Here is a 13,992-nt window from a genome sequence, read left to right on the forward strand (position 1 = left end):
TGAGCGCCTGTCGAACCGTTGCGCCGCCGCGGCTTGGGCACTCACAGGGCGACCAACCGCACCGGGCTGCCATCTGTCACGTTGAGGGCGACGCACATTTCGGGGCTCAATGCCACCGGGGCTCCTTGTCGATAGTCCAGGTCGGCGACGATGGCGCGGTAACCGTTCAACGACTCGTTACTGATCAGGTAGCGACCGCGTGCATCGCAGGTGTCGCTCGGTAGGGCGGTGCCGGTCTGGCTTTGCGCGATGGAACGGATGTCGGCCAGACGGGCGTACAACGTCGGGCCGCCGTCGAACAGGTCAATGTAGCTATTGGTTTCAAAGCCTTCGCGTTCAAGGATATCGAAAGCGTCCTGGCCATCCGGGTGGATGCGGCCGATGCAATCCTGGGCCGGCTGGGGCAGCATCGGTACGTAGATCGGGTATTGCGGCATCAGTTCGGCGAGGAACGTGCGGCTTTCCAGCCCGCAAAGGCGTTCGGCCTCGGCGTAGGGCAGGTCGAAGAAGTGTTTGCCCACCGCGTCCCAGAAGGGTGAGTGGCCTTGATCATCGCTGTAGCCGACGATTTCGGTTATCACCGCGTCGGCAAAACGCTGCCTGTGGGCGGCGATGAACATCAGTCGCGCCCGCGACAGCAGTTCCGAAGCCGGCGAACGCGCCAGCGCCGCATCAATGTGAAACCCGCGCAGCAGGGTGTGGCCATTGAGGTCATGGCACAGGGACAGGGCCGGCACACCATGTTCGATGTTCAGTTCCCGCGAAGCACTGGTGAAGTGGCGGTTGCGCAGGCTGTAGAACGGTTCTTCGAAACCGGCTGTGGCAAGGATTTCCGAACAGCCGACCAGACGCTGGTCGCTCGAGTCTTCCAGCACGAAAAAGTAGTTCTCCGGTCCGTGCGCCTCGACGGCTCGATCAAATGAGGTGCAGGAATCGAGAATTCGCTCGCGCAGGCGTTCGGTGTCGTCCGGCAGCGATGTGACACCGACCAGACTCTCGCGAGCCAGTCGCTGCAATTGCGGCAGGTCGGTTAACTCCACTGGGCGTATGACCAGCATGGATGCACTCCTGTATCAAAGGGTTCGGCATTGGGCACGAACCTGACTATCACTGTCGGTTTCCACGCGTTGAATCGGCGATCGCTTGATATCTGGACAGCGCCGCTCTTGTTTTATTTTATTGTTGATCGGGAAGGCACTGCGTCGACCACCGGTTGTAGTGTGGCCGGTCGGTCAGTTGGCGACGCAGTCGATGATTCAGGTGACTGGGAGAGGGCATCCGGGCTCCTGCTGGATGAAGGTATTGTTTATATTTCATAATCCGTTACAGCAGTATTTATTTATCCCGCGCCGCCTGTCCAGTGAATTTTTGCGAGGTTGTTTACAGCATTAATGGCAGGCGAAATGCCCGTCAGTCGGGGGCTACCTGCTTGTCGGCGGGTCTTGTAGGCTGACGCTGACGAGGGTGTCGGACGTTGCCGTATTCGTCGCAGGTAAACCTGATTTCCTTATGGAATGAGGCGCTTGTGAACACTTTTCTTACGGCACAATCATGGCGCTACCCGCTGTTTGTGTTTTTTTAACAGAGTGATCTTTCGTGCAGTCGACCCGTTTGACTTTGTTATGTCATGCCAGAACCGTCGCACAAAAAGTGGCACGCTTTCCTACGGATGAGCCACTGGAAATGGATTGGCAAGCGGCGAGCGGCAGCCTGGGTCGCCGGTTCCGCAAACCGCCACTGCTTTTCTGCGCACCGGAACTGCGGACCCGGCAAACGGCGCGTTTGTTCGGCAGCGATGCGGTGATCGTCGAGGCGCTGAGGGACTGCGACTTCGGGCGATGGTGCGGCGAGCGGATCGGCGATTTGCAGGCGACCGAGCAGCAAGCGCTGCAGGCCTGGTTCGATGATCCGCAGGCGGCGCCTCATGGTGGTGAATCGGTGGCACAACTTGGTCAGCGGGTCGCGGCATGGCTGACCACGCTGGAAGCCACACCGGGGCATATCGTGGCCGTCACCCATCCCTTTGTCATCCGTGCGGCCTTGACCCAGGTGTTGTGCAGTCCGGCATTCAATCTGATCGACGTCGAGCCGCTGTCGTCCATCGAGCTGCGGTTCAGCGGCCGCTGGCGCCTGCGGTTGGCGGAATCTGACCTGGAGGGTCGCAGTTGATGAAAAAATTGATGGTCATCGGTATCGGCGCCGGCAACCCCGACTACGTCACGATGCAGGCCGTGAAGGCGCTGAACCGCGTGGATGTGTTTTTTCTCATGGACAAGGGCCAGAGCAAGGACAAGCTGATCGACCTGCGGCGCGAAATCTGCGAGCGCTACATCAGCGATCATGCCTACCGCTTCGTTGAAGCGCACAGCCCCGAGCGCGAGCGTGGTGATGTGGACTACACGTCCAGCGTGGGGGATCTGAACCTCGCCAAGCAGGCGACCTTCGAACGGCTGATCAACGAGGAGCTGGCCGACGACCAGTGCGGCGGCTTCCTGGTGTGGGGCGACCCGGCGTTGTACGACAGCACGATCCGGATTCTGCGGGCCATTCTCGCCTCGGGCCACTGCGAGTTCGAGTTTGAAGTGATTCCCGGCATCACCAGCGTGCAGGCGCTGGCGGCGCAGCATAAGGTGCCGCTGAACAGCATTGGTCGCTCGATCGAGATCACCACCGGACGACGCCTGGCAGCGGGGCAGGTGAGTGATGCTGACAGTCTGGTAGTGATGCTCGACGCAGAAGATTCCTACCAGCAGGTGGCCGATCGGCAGACAGAGATTTACTGGGGCGCTTACCTGGGGACGCCGGACGAGATCCTCATCAGCGGTCGGCTGGAGGAGGTGGCGGATGATATCGAACGGGTGCGCAAGGCGGCGAGGTTGGCCAATGGGTGGATCATGGATACCTATTTGTTGCGCAAGCCTTGAATGGGAGGATCGGGTTGAAGCCATCGCGAGCAGGCTCGCTCCCACAGAGGATTTGTGTCGTCCGCAGGTCAGTGTGGGAGCGAGCCTGCTCGCGATGAGCTCATGATGCCCCTCGCCCAAACCGCTCCCGATACACCGAAGGCGGCACCCCCACCACCGTACGAAACGCCACCCGGAAACTCTCCGCCGAACGATACCCGCACTGCTGGGCAATCTGCTCGGTGTTATGTCCGGTGCTTTCCAGCAATTCACGAGCCCGCGCCAGGCGCTCATGCTGCAACCAGGCCTTGGGCGGCAGGCCGGTCGCTTCGGTAAACCTTCGCAGGAAGGTTCTTTCGCTCATGGCCGCCTCGCTCGCCAGCTCACGCACTTCCAGCGGTGCGTGCAGGCGTTGTCGTGCCCATTGCATGACCCGTGAGAGATCGCTGCGCGGCGTAGGGCTGACCGGTGTCGGAATGAACTGTGCCTGGCCGCCGGTGCGTTGCGGCGACATCACCAGTCGTCGCGCCACGGTGTTGGCCACTTGCGTGCCGAAGTCTCGCGCCACCAGGTGCAGGCAGGCGTCGATGCCGGCGGCGCTGCCGGCAGAGGTGATCAACTGGCCCGAATCGACATACAGCACGTCCGGGTCGACCAGAATGTTCGGGAACCGTTCGGCCAGTTCCGCGGTGTAGCGCCAATGGGTGGTCGCGCCGTGGCCGTCGAGCAAACCGGTGGCCGCCAGCACGAACACCCCGGAGCAGATCGACAGCAACCGTGCCCCGCGGGCATGGGCCTGGCGCAGGGCGCAGATCAACGCCTCAGGCACCGGGGCGCTGCGATCACGCCAACCGGGAATGATGATGGTGCGGGCGTCGGCGAGCAGTTCCAGGCCGCCATCGGCCAGCACCTGGATGCCGCCCATGGCACGCATCGGGCCCTGATCGACGGCGGCAATGCGGTGTTCATACCAGGGAAAGTCGAATTCCGGCCGCGCCAGGCCGAAGATCTCCACGGCAATGCCGAACTCGAAGGTACACAGGCCATCGTAGGCCAGGATGGCGACCGCTCCAGGGGTTGGCTGCATTTGGCGGAAAGTTCCCGGTGAGTGTCTTGTGCGCCACTGTAGCCATAAGTCATGCGCGGATAAAGTCCTCTCATCCCCAACGAGACTCTGGAGCACCGCCCATGACCAGCCTGGTTCGCATGATTCCCGCCGCCCCGTCAGCCATTGCCCTGATGCATTTCAGCAACCGTCTGACCTTTGAAACCGATTGTTCCGACGTCCACGCCAGTCAGCAGGCGGGCGAGGTGGATTTTGTCCTCGTGGACACCCGCGGCCCGTTGGCGTTCGAGCGCGGCCATGTGCCGGGGGCGATCAACCTGCCGGGGCGGCTGCTCTGCGCCGAGCAACTGGCCGGTTACGCGCCGTCCACGTTGTTCGTGGTCTATTGCGCGGGGCCGCACTGCAACGGAGCGAACAAGGCGGCGGTGAAACTCGCGGCATTGGGCTACCCGGTCAAGGAAATGATCGGCGGGGTAACCGGCTGGCTGGACGAGGGGTTCGAGCTCGACACGCCAGCGCAGGAGCCAGTGGTCCGTACCGTCAGCTGTGACTGCTGATCGTCGGGGTTGAGTCAGGTTCAACGACGAATTGCATCATTACACTACTCGCATTTTTTATAACTATTTGTCGCCTGTGCGCAATTTGCCCGTCCGCAGCCGCTCTAGACTGCCGGCCACTTCGGTCTTCTCGAATAACAAGGCTCTGACCGAAAGCTGACAATCGAATGCTGCCAATAAAAGCCTCCGCACACGGGAGTTATAAATGAAGAAGCTAGTGATGTTCGGTGCCCTGGCACTGTCGATGTTGTCCCTGACCGCCGTGGCCGACGACGCCAAGCCGATCCGCATCGGTATCGAAGCCGGTTACCCGCCATTCTCGATGAAAACCCCTGACGGCAAACTCACTGGTTTCGACGTCGACATCGGTGACGCACTGTGCGAGCAGATGAAAGTCAAATGTACCTGGGTCGAGCAAGAGTTCGATGGCCTGATCCCGGCGCTGAAGGTCAAGAAAATCGACGCGATCCTGTCGTCCATGACCATCACTGACGATCGCAAGAAGAACGTCGACTTCACCATCAAGTACTACCACACCCCGGCGCGCTTCGTGATGAAGGAAGGCAGCGGCGTGAAAGACCCGTTGACCGAGCTCAAGGGCAAGAAAGTCGGTGTACTGCGCGCCAGTACCCACGACCGCTACGCCACCGAAGTGCTGCAACCGGCCGGTATTACCCTGGTACGTTACGGCTCGCAGCAGGAAGCCAACCTGGACATGGTGTCCGGTCGCATCGACGCGATGCTGGCTGACTCGGTCAACCTGAGCGACGGCTTCCTGAAAACCGACGCCGGCAAGGGCTTCGAATTCGTCGGCCCGACCTACGAAGACGCCAAGTACTTCGGCGGCGGCGCCGGGATCGCGGTACGCAAGGGTGATACAGCCCTGGCAGACAAGTTTAATGCCGCCATCACCGAAATCCGCGCCAACGGCAAGTACAAGGAAGTGCAGGACAAGTACTTCGACTTTGACGTTTACGGCCATTAATACGCTGTAGAAAAAAGTGGCCACCGTTGACGCGGTGGCCACTTTTTTATTGTTTGTTCTCTATCAAAATGAGAACCCTGTTGAAAGTCCCTTGTGGGAGCGAGCCTGCTCGCGATAGCGGTTTGACTGACTCACCGCTATCGCGAGCAGGCTCGCTCCCACAGGTGATCTCTTACAGATGATCTTGTGTTTTTCCAGTTTTCAGGAGTTTCCCATGCAACGCATCGACCACCCACTCCCCTGGAGCCACCTCGGCACCGAGCGCACCCTCAGCGTGTTTCGCTATGGTGCCGGCGAGCGCAAGGTCTACATCCAGGCCAGTCTGCATGCGGACGAACTGCCGGGGATGCGCACGGCCTGGGAGCTGAAAAAACGCCTGGCCGAACTCGAAGCCCAGGGGCAGCTGCAAGGCGTGATCGAGCTGGTGCCGGTGGCCAACCCCATCGGGCTCGACCAACACCTGCAAGGCAGCCACATGGGCCGTTTCGAGTTGGGGAGTGGCAAGAACTTCAATCGCTCGTTCGTGGAACTGAGCGCGCCGGTCGCTGAATTGATCGGTGATCGCCTGGGCGCCGATGCCCAGGCCAACATCGCGCTGATCCGCCAGACCATGGGCCAGGTGCTCGACTCTCTGCCAGCGCCGGCGTCGCAACTGGAAGCCATGCATCGCCTGTTGTTGCGTCACGCCTGTGACGCCGACATCACCCTTGATCTGCATTGTGATTTTGATGCGGCCATTCATATCTATGCCTTGCCGCAGCATTGGCCGCAGTGGCAGTCGCTGGCGGCGCGGTTGAAGGCGGGCGTTGCCTTGCTGTGCGAAGACTCGGGTGGCAGCTCGTTCGATGAGTCCTGCTCTTCGCCATGGCTGCGTCTGGCCAGGGCTTTCCCGCAAGCGGCGATTCCACCGGCCAACCTGGCGACGACCCTGGAGTTGGGCAGCATGGGCGATACCCGGGTCGATCAGGCCCAGGCCAACTGCGAGGCGATCCTCGGGTTCCTGGCCGAGCACGGTTTCATCCAGGGCACCTGGCCAGCGGCACCGGAGGAGTGCTGCGAGGGTATGCCGTTCGAAGGCACGCAGTATCTGTTTGCCCCACACCATGGCGTGGTCAGTTTCCTGCGCGAGGCGGGTGAGTGGGTAGAGCAGGGCGATGCGCTGTTTGAAGTGGTCGATCCGCTGAGCGACAAAGTCACCACCGTGTGCGCCGGGACCAGTGGCGTGTTGTTCGCCATTGATCGCGGGCGCTACACCCAGCCGGGCACCTGGCAGGCGAAAGTCGCGGGGCGTGAGCCGATCCGCGTCGGGAAGTTGATCAACGATTGAGGCTGACGGTGATCGCTCCTGCAGGTTGTGTGGGGGCGGTCATTTGCCGGTCCGCTTCACAGTGTTAGGCTCTGGGCCGAATCCTGCGCTCTGTGAAGGAAGGCTCATGTTGAAGGTTCTTGCACTGCTCACACTCCTGGTGTCTGCCGCCGTCCACGCCCAAACCCCACTGCAAACCGACCTGCCGCTCCGGTACCTGGAGCAGGTCAATGCTGATTCCGTCGATCAACCCCTGGTCATCTTCCTCCACGGCTATGGCAGTAACGAGGAGGATCTGTTTGGCATCAAGGACGAGTTGCCAGAGCGCTACACCTATCTGTCGGTGCGTGCACCGATGGTGTTGCAGGAGGGCAGTTATCAATGGTTCCGCAAGAAGGGCGAGGGTGCCTACAACGGCGAGACGGATGACCTGAAAACCAGCGGCCAGATGCTGCTGGATTTCATCGCACAGGCTGCAAAGAAATATCACACCCAGCCGGACAAGGTTTATCTGGTGGGTTTCAGCCAGGGCGCGATCATGTCCTATGAAGTGGCCTTGCGTCACCCCGAGGCCGTGGGCGGGATTGCCGCGTTGAGCGGCAGGATCCTGCCGGTGCTGAAATCCGAACTCAAGCCCGATACCAGACGCCAGTCCCTGGCGATCTTCATCGGGCATGGCACGGCGGATAAACGCTTGCCCTTCAACGATGGCACCGAGGCGGACAGCCTGTTGAAGAGCCTGTCACTCAAGCCTGAGTTTCATGCCTACCCAGGTGTCGGGCACACCATCAGTGCCGCTGAAATGCAGGACCTGAGCGCCTGGTTGCGTCGCCTCAACCCCTGAACCTATTTGCCCGAGACAATCTGCTTGATCAGCGCCTCATGGCCGGCATTGTCGCTGAGACGGGAAATCACCTGAACCAGCGCCATGCGCGTACCCGAGGCAGCCATCAGCGTGGTGTCGAGGGTCTTGCCGCCACCCTGGGTGGCGGTGCTGTCGATCTGCCGCACACCCAGGCCGGTGTCTTTTTGCGTGAAGCTTTTCTCACTGAGCTTGGTGAAGTCCGGCAGCGCCTTGGCCTGCTCGGTGGCAAAGTCAGCGGCCGTGGCGTCGAGGAACGGGCCGTCGTTGTCCTTGGCGTTGACGCCGCCCGGAATGGTGTTTTCGGCGACGATGACCACGGTCTTGCTGGTTTCGTTGGTGTACATGGTGCCGCTCGCGCCGGTCGGGCTCGCTGGCAGGGGGTTGGCAACGAAGCCCTTGGGCAGGGTGAACTTGAATTTGTTGCCCAGCAACGAAACCTTCGGCGCCGGTCCCGTATCGGCTGCCTTGGCGGCGTAAGCATTCAAAGACCCCAGGCTGGCCACCGCCGCCAGTAGCAGTACAACGGCTTTTTTACTCAACAGTGACATTCGGCATCTCCAGGGTGGGCTCGCGGTGGGGGGCGATCATCCCATGGAGGTTGTGACATGTTCCAGCACGGGCTAACGGACGGTCAGGTGCTTGTGGGGTTCACGCGCACCTCACCAATCGGGTATCCAGCCCAAAACGTTGCTGAGACACCAGTTGATAGTGATCTGCCGCCAGATCGCAACTGACCAGAAGGTTCCAGGAACAGCCGTTCACTGCCGAAGGGATGAGCACAAAGGGATGCTCGGCCAACAGCCTGTCGGCGAACTGCTGTTGATTGGGAGAAGGACGGGATGGCGTCAGCCAATTGGGGTTGGGCAGTTCTTCGGGTTGGACGATCTTGATCAGTGCTGAATCCAGCACTTCGAAACGCGTCATGACATGGGGCACCCGGTCGATCAGGTCAAACCCGGCGTGGGCTGCCACCTCCAGAATGGCTGTGGAAGGGTCCGCCGACGCATAGATGATCCGGCGCCCTGGCGGATTCCAGCGGCCACCGGCCCTTTGCGCACCGACCCCGGTGGCCCAGGTGTTTTTAAAGGCCTCGCGATCCAGGCGCCAGGCATGCCATTTACCATCCCAGGGCAGAGGGTTCATTGATAGACCCCGTATTCGATACGGGTCAAAAAACCTTCGACTTGCTCTAAACCGAGCGCGTTGTCGAGGAGTTCCAAAGGGATCTGGCCTTCCAGCTGCTTGCAAGGACTCTTCAGCCATTGCTCGGCAAATGGTTTGCCGCCAAACACGCTACAGGCGTGATCGAGGACCTGAGCATACTGAAAGGCTACGGGGTTTTGCTGCTGATTCAACTGCATGGTGGCGTTCTCCTTGGCCATACCTTCTTCTGTGGTGACAACGCTACGCTTTGGAGATCTGACGGCCAACCGGAAAAACATGTGGGAGAAATTCACGAATCAGGGGTTTCTGTCGTCACTTGTGGGAAGGGTAAAAGGCCTCAGGATGAGCAACCCTTATTCCGTCCGGGCTGGCCGGGTTAACAGGCGTTTAGTTACACCCAGCATCGCCACCGATACCGCAATACCGAGCGCGAAGCCACCGCCCAAGCCCAGTCTCGGCAAGGCCAGTGCCACCACCAGGCAGAACGCGGCAAACGAGTACATGCCGGTCGCCGTCGCCCGCAGCAGGGCGGCCGTGAAGGCTGGCCCGCGACTTTGCTGGGAGAACACCGCCATCACGCTGCCCAACACCGGAAACACCGCGAGCAGACCGCTCCAGCGTTCACCGACGGTGCTCGCCAGCCAGGTGACGGCAAGGGTCAGCAGGGCGCCTGCGATCATGCGCAGCAGCAGTTTGTCGGATTTCGGCGCAGGGCCCGACACCACCGGTTGCACGGCGGGGAACAGGTACGGTGCCGCCAGCAGGGCGGTTGCCGCCGCAATCACCGAGATCACCAGGGACGCCGGTATCAGTGACAGCACCCAGGCTGCCGTCGCCCAGACCAGCAACGAAACCGTCAGCGCCCGCGGCCATCCGGCACGTTGGGCGACCTGGGCGTAGCAGATGCAGAAGGCGATCATCGCAAACATCGCCGACAAGGCGGCCGTCGCCGACTGCGCGGCGAACGCATCGCCCTGTTCGACGGCGAGGAAAAACAGAATCGGCCCGACGACCACCGGCAAACCCGACAACCAACCCGCAACACTCGGACCCCAGCGTTTACCGGCGAGTGAAATCAGCAGCAGAAAACCGGGAATGACCAACAGTTTGAGCAACAGCACGCGCATACCTCCGACCTGTGAGTCGGCAACGTTAGCACCGTGACGAATGGATTGCTCTATATCCACATTAATTTTGTATACAACATACCCCCTGTAGGAGCGAGCTTGCTCGCGATGCAAGACCAAACACCGCAGGGTGTCAGGTGTTCAGCGTTATCGTTGACGCCCATCGCGAGCAGGCTCGCTCCCACAGAGGTAGGCGATCATCCTGTAGGAGCGAGCTTGCTCGCGATGGAGGATCAAACACCGCAGGGTGTCAGGTTTTCAGCGTTATCGTTGACGACCATCGCGGGCAAGCCCGCTCCCACAGAGGTCGGCGATCATCCTGTAGGAGCGAGCTTGCTCGCGATGGAAGACCAAACACCGCGGGGTATCAGGTGTTCAGCGTTATCTTTGACGCCCATCGCGAGCATGCTCGCTCCTACAGGGCGTTGTACCTTTGTCCGAGAGGCGCGAAACGTCTAAGCTGCCCCCTCCCGCCCGTTTCTGGAATGCCTGCGTGAAATTCAGTTTGCCCAAAATCGCCACTGCGCCGTTTTGTCCGCCGGAAGTGGCGGGCAGTGTGGCCGTCGATCCCCGTGCCTCGTTCTTCAAGCGTGTCCTGCGTTTTGCCGGCCCCGGTCTGCTGGTGTCGATCGGCTACATGGACCCGGGCAACTGGGCGACCGCCATCGAGGCCGGGTCGCGGTTTGGCTACAGTCTGTTGTTCGTGGTGCTGCTGGCGAGCCTGGCGGGGATGGTGGTGCAATGCCTGTGTTCGCGCCTGGGCATCGCCACCGGGCGCGACCTGGCGCAGTTGTCGCGCGAGCGCTACAGCACCCGCACCGCGCGTACCCAGTGGGCGCTGGCGGAAATCTCGATCATCGCCACCGACCTTGCCGAAGTGCTCGGCTGCGCGCTGGCGTTCCACCTGCTGCTGGGTTGTTCGCTGAGCGTCGGCATTGCCCTCACGGCGTTCGACACCTTGCTGGTGCTGGCCTTGCAGAACCGTGGTTTTCGCCGATTGGAGGCGATCATGCTGGTGCTGGTGGCCACCATCGGCGCGTGTTTCTTCGTCGAGCTGCTGTTGATCAAGCCGTACTGGCCGGACGTCGCCAGCGGCTTCACGCCGTCGCTGTCGGCGATTGGCGAGGCCGCGCCGCTGTACCTGGCCATCGGCATCCTCGGCGCCACGGTGATGCCGCATAACCTGTACCTGCACACCTCGATCGTTCAGACGCGGATGATCGGCAAGGATCTGGCCAGCAAACAGGACGCGGTGAAGCTGGCGCGTATCGACACCATCGGCTCCCTCGCACTGGCGCTGCTGGTCAACGCGGCGATCCTGATTCTCGCTGCCGCAGCCTTCCACAAGACCGGACACACTGACGTGGTGGATATCCAGGACGCCTACCATCTGCTCGACCCGCTGGTGGGCGGGGCGCTGGCCAGCGTGTTGTTCGGCGTCGCCTTGCTGGCGTCCGGCCAGAGTTCGACCTTCACCGGCACCATCGCCGGGCAGGTGATCATGGAGGGTTACCTGAACCTGCGGATCCCTTGCTGGCAGCGCCGCTTGATCACCCGTGGGCTGGCGCTGATCCCGGCGTTCATCGGCGTGTGGTTGATGGGCGACAACGCGATTGGCAAGTTGCTGGTACTGAGCCAGGTGGTGCTGAGCCTGCAATTGCCGTTTGCCCTGTACCCGCTGATTCGCATGACCAACGATCGCCAGTTGATGGGGCCCTTTGTGAATCGCCTGCCGACGCGGGTGTTGGCCTGGGGGTTGTTCGTGGTGATCAGCGCGGCCAACAGCTGGTTGATCCTGCAGTTTCTGGGGTAATCCCCTGTCCCTGTAGGAGCGAGCTTGCTCGCGATGGAGGACCAGGCACCGCGGGGTGTCAGTTTGCCTACGTCATCGTTGACGACCATCGCGAGCAAGCTCGCTCCTACAGAATGGGAGACCAGGCACCGCGGGGTGCCAGGTAGCCAGCGTTATCGTTGACCACCATCGCGAGCAAGCCCGCTCCCACCGGGGGGCAGGTGAGGATCCAGCGTCAGAAAAAAAGAACCCGGTGACACCAAACGGTGCACCGGGTGTTTTGCCAGGCTGCGGCGGTTCTTCGTGGATCCCCGTGCAGCCTGTCGAACGCGGTGGGCTTACGCCCGTTCCAGAGCCAACGCCACGCCCTGGCCACCGCCGATGCACAGGGTGGCGAGGCCTTTTTTGGCGTCGCGCTTGAGCATTTCGTGCAGCAGGGTCACCAGCACGCGGCAGCCCGAGGCACCGATGGGGTGGCCGAGGGCGATGGCGCCGCCGTTGACGTTGACCTTGTCCAGGTCCCATTCCAGGTCCTTGGCCACCGCCAGCGATTGGGCGGCGAAGGCTTCGTTGGCTTCGATCAGGTCCAACTGGTCGATGGACCAGCCGGCCTTGTCCAGGCAGCGGCGGGTGGCCGACACCGGGCCGATGCCCATGATCGCCGGATCGACGCCCGCGTTGGCATAGGCGGCGATCTTCGCCAGCACCGGCAGGCCCAGGGCCTTGGCTTTTTCCGCACTCATCAGGATCACGGCGGCGGCGCCGTCGTTGAGCGACGAGGCGTTGCCGGCGGTCACCGAACCGTCCTTCTTGAAGGCCGGCTTGAGCTTGCCAAGGGATTCGGCGGTGGTGCCGGCCCGTGGCTGCTCGTCGGTGGCGAAGGACAGTGGGTCGCCCTTGCGCTGGGGGATCAGGATCGGCGTGATTTCATCGACGAAACGCCCGGCTTCGATAGCGGCCGTGGCTTTCTGCTGCGAGGCGGCCGCGAAGGCATCCTGCTGCTCGCGGCTGATGTCGTATTTCTCCACCAGGTTCTCGGCGGTGATGCCCATGTGGTAGTCGTTGAACGCATCCCACAGGCCATCGCTGATCATGGTGTCGACGATCTGCGCATGGCCCATGCGCAGGCCGGTGCGTGCGCCGGGCATCACGTAGTTGGCCAGGCTCATGTTTTCCTGGCCACCGGCAATGATCACCTCGGCGTCGCCGCAGCGGATCGCCTGGGTGGCCAGGTGCAGGGCCTTGAGGCCCGAGCCGCAGACCTTGTTCAGGGTCATGGCCGGCACGGCGAAGGGCAGGCCGGCCTTGACCGAGGCCTGGCGCGCGGGGTTCTGCCCGGCACCGGCGGTCAACACCTGGCCCATGATCACTTCATCGACTTCGGCCGGGTCCAGGCCGGTTTGCGCCAGCAACTGACGGATCACCGCGGCGCCCAGGTCCACGGCGGACACATTGGCCAGCGAACCCTGGAAACTGCCGATGGCGGTGCGCGTGGCGGCAACAATGACGACTTCTTGCATGGAATGATTCCTCACTGGTCAGCGAACTGCATCTCTGGAACGTGGTCCGGGACGATCAGTTTACCGGCGGTTTTGGCGATGATCTCTTCAACGCTGACACCTGGCGCACGTTCCTTGAGAATGAACGCACCGTTTTCGATTTCCAGGTAGGCGAGGTCGGTCAGCACGCGCTTGATGCAGCCGGCGCCGGTCAACGGCAGGCTGCACTGGGACAGCAGTTTGGACTCACCGTCCTTGGACGCGTGGGTCATGATGACGATGATGTTCTCGGCACCGGCCACCAGGTCCATGGCGCCGCCCATGCCCTTGACCAGTTTGCCGGGGATCATCCACGAAGCGATGTTACCTTGCACATCCACTTCGAAGGCGCCCAGCACGGTCAGGTCGACATGCCCGCCGCGGATCATCGCGAAGGATTCGGCCGAGGAGAAGATCGACGCGCCGGTGCGCGCGGTCACGGTTTGCTTGCCGGCGTTGATCATGTCGGCATCAATGGTTTCTTCGGTAGGAAACGGACCCATGCCCAGCAGGCCGTTTTCCGATTGCAGCATGACTTCCATGCCTTCGGGAATGTAGTTGGCGACCAGGGTCGGAATGCCGATGCCCAGGTTCACGTAGAAGCCGTCCTGCATTTCACGGGCGACGCGTTGAGCCATTTGTTCGCGGGAAAGTGCCATTGTTGTTATTCCTTCATTCGGTCCGGGGGC

At 61.7% G+C, this 13,992-nt stretch carries 15 protein-coding genes; 7 read left to right on the plus strand and 8 right to left on the minus strand.

The genetic code is table 11. The features are described 5' to 3' along the window. Nucleotides 1-41: 41 nt before the first annotated feature. On the minus strand, nucleotides 42-1,058 hold the full coding sequence (locus ABVN20_RS03245) for an arginine N-succinyltransferase (protein ID WP_368554053.1): 1,017 nt from the start codon (nucleotides 1,056-1,058) through the stop codon (nucleotides 42-44). A 538-nt stretch (nucleotides 1,059-1,596) separates the two neighbouring features. Here ABVN20_RS03245 and ABVN20_RS03250 point away from each other — a divergent pair. Together ABVN20_RS03250 and cobF are read left to right on the plus strand one after the other, a co-directional pair. Beyond that, complete coding sequence (locus tag ABVN20_RS03250; RefSeq protein WP_368554054.1) at nucleotides 1,597-2,169, plus strand: histidine phosphatase family protein; 573 nt, start codon at nucleotides 1,597-1,599, stop codon at nucleotides 2,167-2,169. Beyond that, nucleotides 2,169-2,924, plus strand: a complete 756-nt coding sequence (gene cobF, locus ABVN20_RS03255) for a precorrin-6A synthase (deacetylating) (protein WP_368554055.1) — start codon at nucleotides 2,169-2,171, stop codon at nucleotides 2,922-2,924. Before ABVN20_RS03250 ends, cobF begins: the two co-directional genes overlap by 1 nt. A gap of 100 nt (nucleotides 2,925-3,024) precedes the next feature. Here the strand turns inward: cobF and ftrA are convergent, their stop codons facing one another. Beyond that, nucleotides 3,025-3,990: a transcriptional regulator FtrA gene (gene ftrA / locus ABVN20_RS03260; RefSeq protein ID WP_368554056.1), complete on the minus strand. Its 966-nt coding sequence runs from the start codon at nucleotides 3,988-3,990 to the stop codon at nucleotides 3,025-3,027. Between the two features lie 101 nt (nucleotides 3,991-4,091). Between ftrA and ABVN20_RS03265 the strand changes: the two genes are divergently transcribed. From ABVN20_RS03265 to ABVN20_RS03280, 4 genes are all read left to right on the plus strand, one after another. Next, on the plus strand, nucleotides 4,092-4,526 hold the full coding sequence (locus ABVN20_RS03265) for a rhodanese-like domain-containing protein (protein WP_368554057.1): 435 nt from the start codon (nucleotides 4,092-4,094) through the stop codon (nucleotides 4,524-4,526). A 205-nt stretch (nucleotides 4,527-4,731) separates the two neighbouring features. Then, the gene (locus ABVN20_RS03270; protein ID WP_368554058.1) at nucleotides 4,732-5,511 is read left to right on the plus strand and encodes an ABC transporter substrate-binding protein; all 780 of its coding nucleotides are present in this window, start codon (nucleotides 4,732-4,734) and stop codon (nucleotides 5,509-5,511) included. A gap of 214 nt (nucleotides 5,512-5,725) precedes the next feature. Beyond that, complete coding sequence (locus ABVN20_RS03275; protein ID WP_368554059.1) at nucleotides 5,726-6,838, plus strand: succinylglutamate desuccinylase/aspartoacylase family protein; 1,113 nt, start codon at nucleotides 5,726-5,728, stop codon at nucleotides 6,836-6,838. 106 nt (nucleotides 6,839-6,944) lie between these two features. Next, a complete protein-coding gene (locus ABVN20_RS03280) occupies nucleotides 6,945-7,661 on the plus strand; it encodes an alpha/beta hydrolase (RefSeq protein WP_368554060.1) in 717 nt (238 codons plus the stop codon). Between the two features lie 2 nt (nucleotides 7,662-7,663). On the opposite strand, the gene ABVN20_RS03285 is transcribed toward ABVN20_RS03280, so the two are convergent. From ABVN20_RS03285 to ABVN20_RS03300, 4 genes are all read right to left on the minus strand, one after another. Beyond that, nucleotides 7,664-8,230: a hypothetical protein gene (locus ABVN20_RS03285; RefSeq protein ID WP_368554061.1), complete on the minus strand. Its 567-nt coding sequence runs from the start codon at nucleotides 8,228-8,230 to the stop codon at nucleotides 7,664-7,666. Between the two features lie 100 nt (nucleotides 8,231-8,330). Beyond that, nucleotides 8,331-8,825, minus strand: coding sequence for an RES family NAD+ phosphorylase (locus tag ABVN20_RS03290; RefSeq protein ID WP_368554062.1), 495 nt, complete (start codon nucleotides 8,823-8,825; stop codon nucleotides 8,331-8,333). Further along, the gene (locus ABVN20_RS03295) at nucleotides 8,822-9,064 is read right to left on the minus strand and encodes an antitoxin Xre/MbcA/ParS toxin-binding domain-containing protein (protein ID WP_368554063.1); all 243 of its coding nucleotides are present in this window, start codon (nucleotides 9,062-9,064) and stop codon (nucleotides 8,822-8,824) included. The genes ABVN20_RS03290 and ABVN20_RS03295 overlap by 4 nt, the downstream gene beginning before the upstream one ends. Nucleotides 9,065-9,199: 135 nt before the next feature. After that, the gene (locus ABVN20_RS03300; protein WP_368554555.1) at nucleotides 9,200-9,967 is read right to left on the minus strand and encodes a hypothetical protein; all 768 of its coding nucleotides are present in this window, start codon (nucleotides 9,965-9,967) and stop codon (nucleotides 9,200-9,202) included. 499 nt (nucleotides 9,968-10,466) lie between these two features. On the opposite strand from ABVN20_RS03300, the gene ABVN20_RS03305 reads away from it, so the two are divergent. Next, nucleotides 10,467-11,786 carry an Nramp family divalent metal transporter gene (locus ABVN20_RS03305; protein ID WP_368554064.1) on the plus strand — a complete coding sequence of 440 codons (1,320 nt, stop codon included), beginning with the start codon at nucleotides 10,467-10,469 and terminating at the stop codon, nucleotides 11,784-11,786. 317 nt (nucleotides 11,787-12,103) lie between these two features. Here ABVN20_RS03305 and ABVN20_RS03310 read toward each other — a convergent pair whose 3' ends face one another. After that, nucleotides 12,104-13,285: an acetyl-CoA C-acetyltransferase gene (locus ABVN20_RS03310; RefSeq protein ID WP_368554065.1), complete on the minus strand. Its 1,182-nt coding sequence runs from the start codon at nucleotides 13,283-13,285 to the stop codon at nucleotides 12,104-12,106. Between the two features lie 11 nt (nucleotides 13,286-13,296). Next, nucleotides 13,297-13,962 (minus strand): CoA transferase subunit B, encoded by a 666-nt coding sequence (locus tag ABVN20_RS03315; protein WP_368554066.1) that lies wholly within the window; start codon nucleotides 13,960-13,962, stop codon nucleotides 13,297-13,299. Nucleotides 13,963-13,992: the final 30 nt, after the last annotated feature.

The organism is Pseudomonas sp. MYb118, assembly GCF_040947875.1.
Lineage (GTDB): Bacteria > Pseudomonadota > Gammaproteobacteria > Pseudomonadales > Pseudomonadaceae > Aquipseudomonas.

What these genes read in the sequence shown, in the direction of transcription:
- cobF (WP_368554055.1), top strand. Translation starts at nt 2,169, where the DNA reads ATGAAAAAATTGATGGTCATCGGTATCGGCGCCGGCAACCCCGACTAC.
- ABVN20_RS03315 (WP_368554066.1), bottom strand. Translation starts at nt 13,962, where the DNA reads ATGGCACTTTCCCGCGAACAAATGGCTCAACGCGTCGCCCGTGAAATG.
- ABVN20_RS03290 (WP_368554062.1), bottom strand. Translation starts at nt 8,825, where the DNA reads ATGAACCCTCTGCCCTGGGATGGTAAATGGCATGCCTGGCGCCTGGAT.
- ABVN20_RS03270 (WP_368554058.1), top strand. Translation starts at nt 4,732, where the DNA reads ATGAAGAAGCTAGTGATGTTCGGTGCCCTGGCACTGTCGATGTTGTCC.
- ABVN20_RS03275 (WP_368554059.1), top strand. Translation starts at nt 5,726, where the DNA reads ATGCAACGCATCGACCACCCACTCCCCTGGAGCCACCTCGGCACCGAG.
- ftrA (WP_368554056.1), bottom strand. Translation starts at nt 3,990, where the DNA reads ATGCAGCCAACCCCTGGAGCGGTCGCCATCCTGGCCTACGATGGCCTG.
- ABVN20_RS03285 (WP_368554061.1), bottom strand. Translation starts at nt 8,230, where the DNA reads ATGTCACTGTTGAGTAAAAAAGCCGTTGTACTGCTACTGGCGGCGGTG.
- ABVN20_RS03310 (WP_368554065.1), bottom strand. Translation starts at nt 13,285, where the DNA reads ATGCAAGAAGTCGTCATTGTTGCCGCCACGCGCACCGCCATCGGCAGT.
- ABVN20_RS03280 (WP_368554060.1), top strand. Translation starts at nt 6,945, where the DNA reads ATGTTGAAGGTTCTTGCACTGCTCACACTCCTGGTGTCTGCCGCCGTC.
- ABVN20_RS03265 (WP_368554057.1), top strand. Translation starts at nt 4,092, where the DNA reads ATGACCAGCCTGGTTCGCATGATTCCCGCCGCCCCGTCAGCCATTGCC.
- ABVN20_RS03295 (WP_368554063.1), bottom strand. Translation starts at nt 9,064, where the DNA reads ATGGCCAAGGAGAACGCCACCATGCAGTTGAATCAGCAGCAAAACCCC.
- ABVN20_RS03245 (WP_368554053.1), bottom strand. Translation starts at nt 1,058, where the DNA reads ATGCTGGTCATACGCCCAGTGGAGTTAACCGACCTGCCGCAATTGCAG.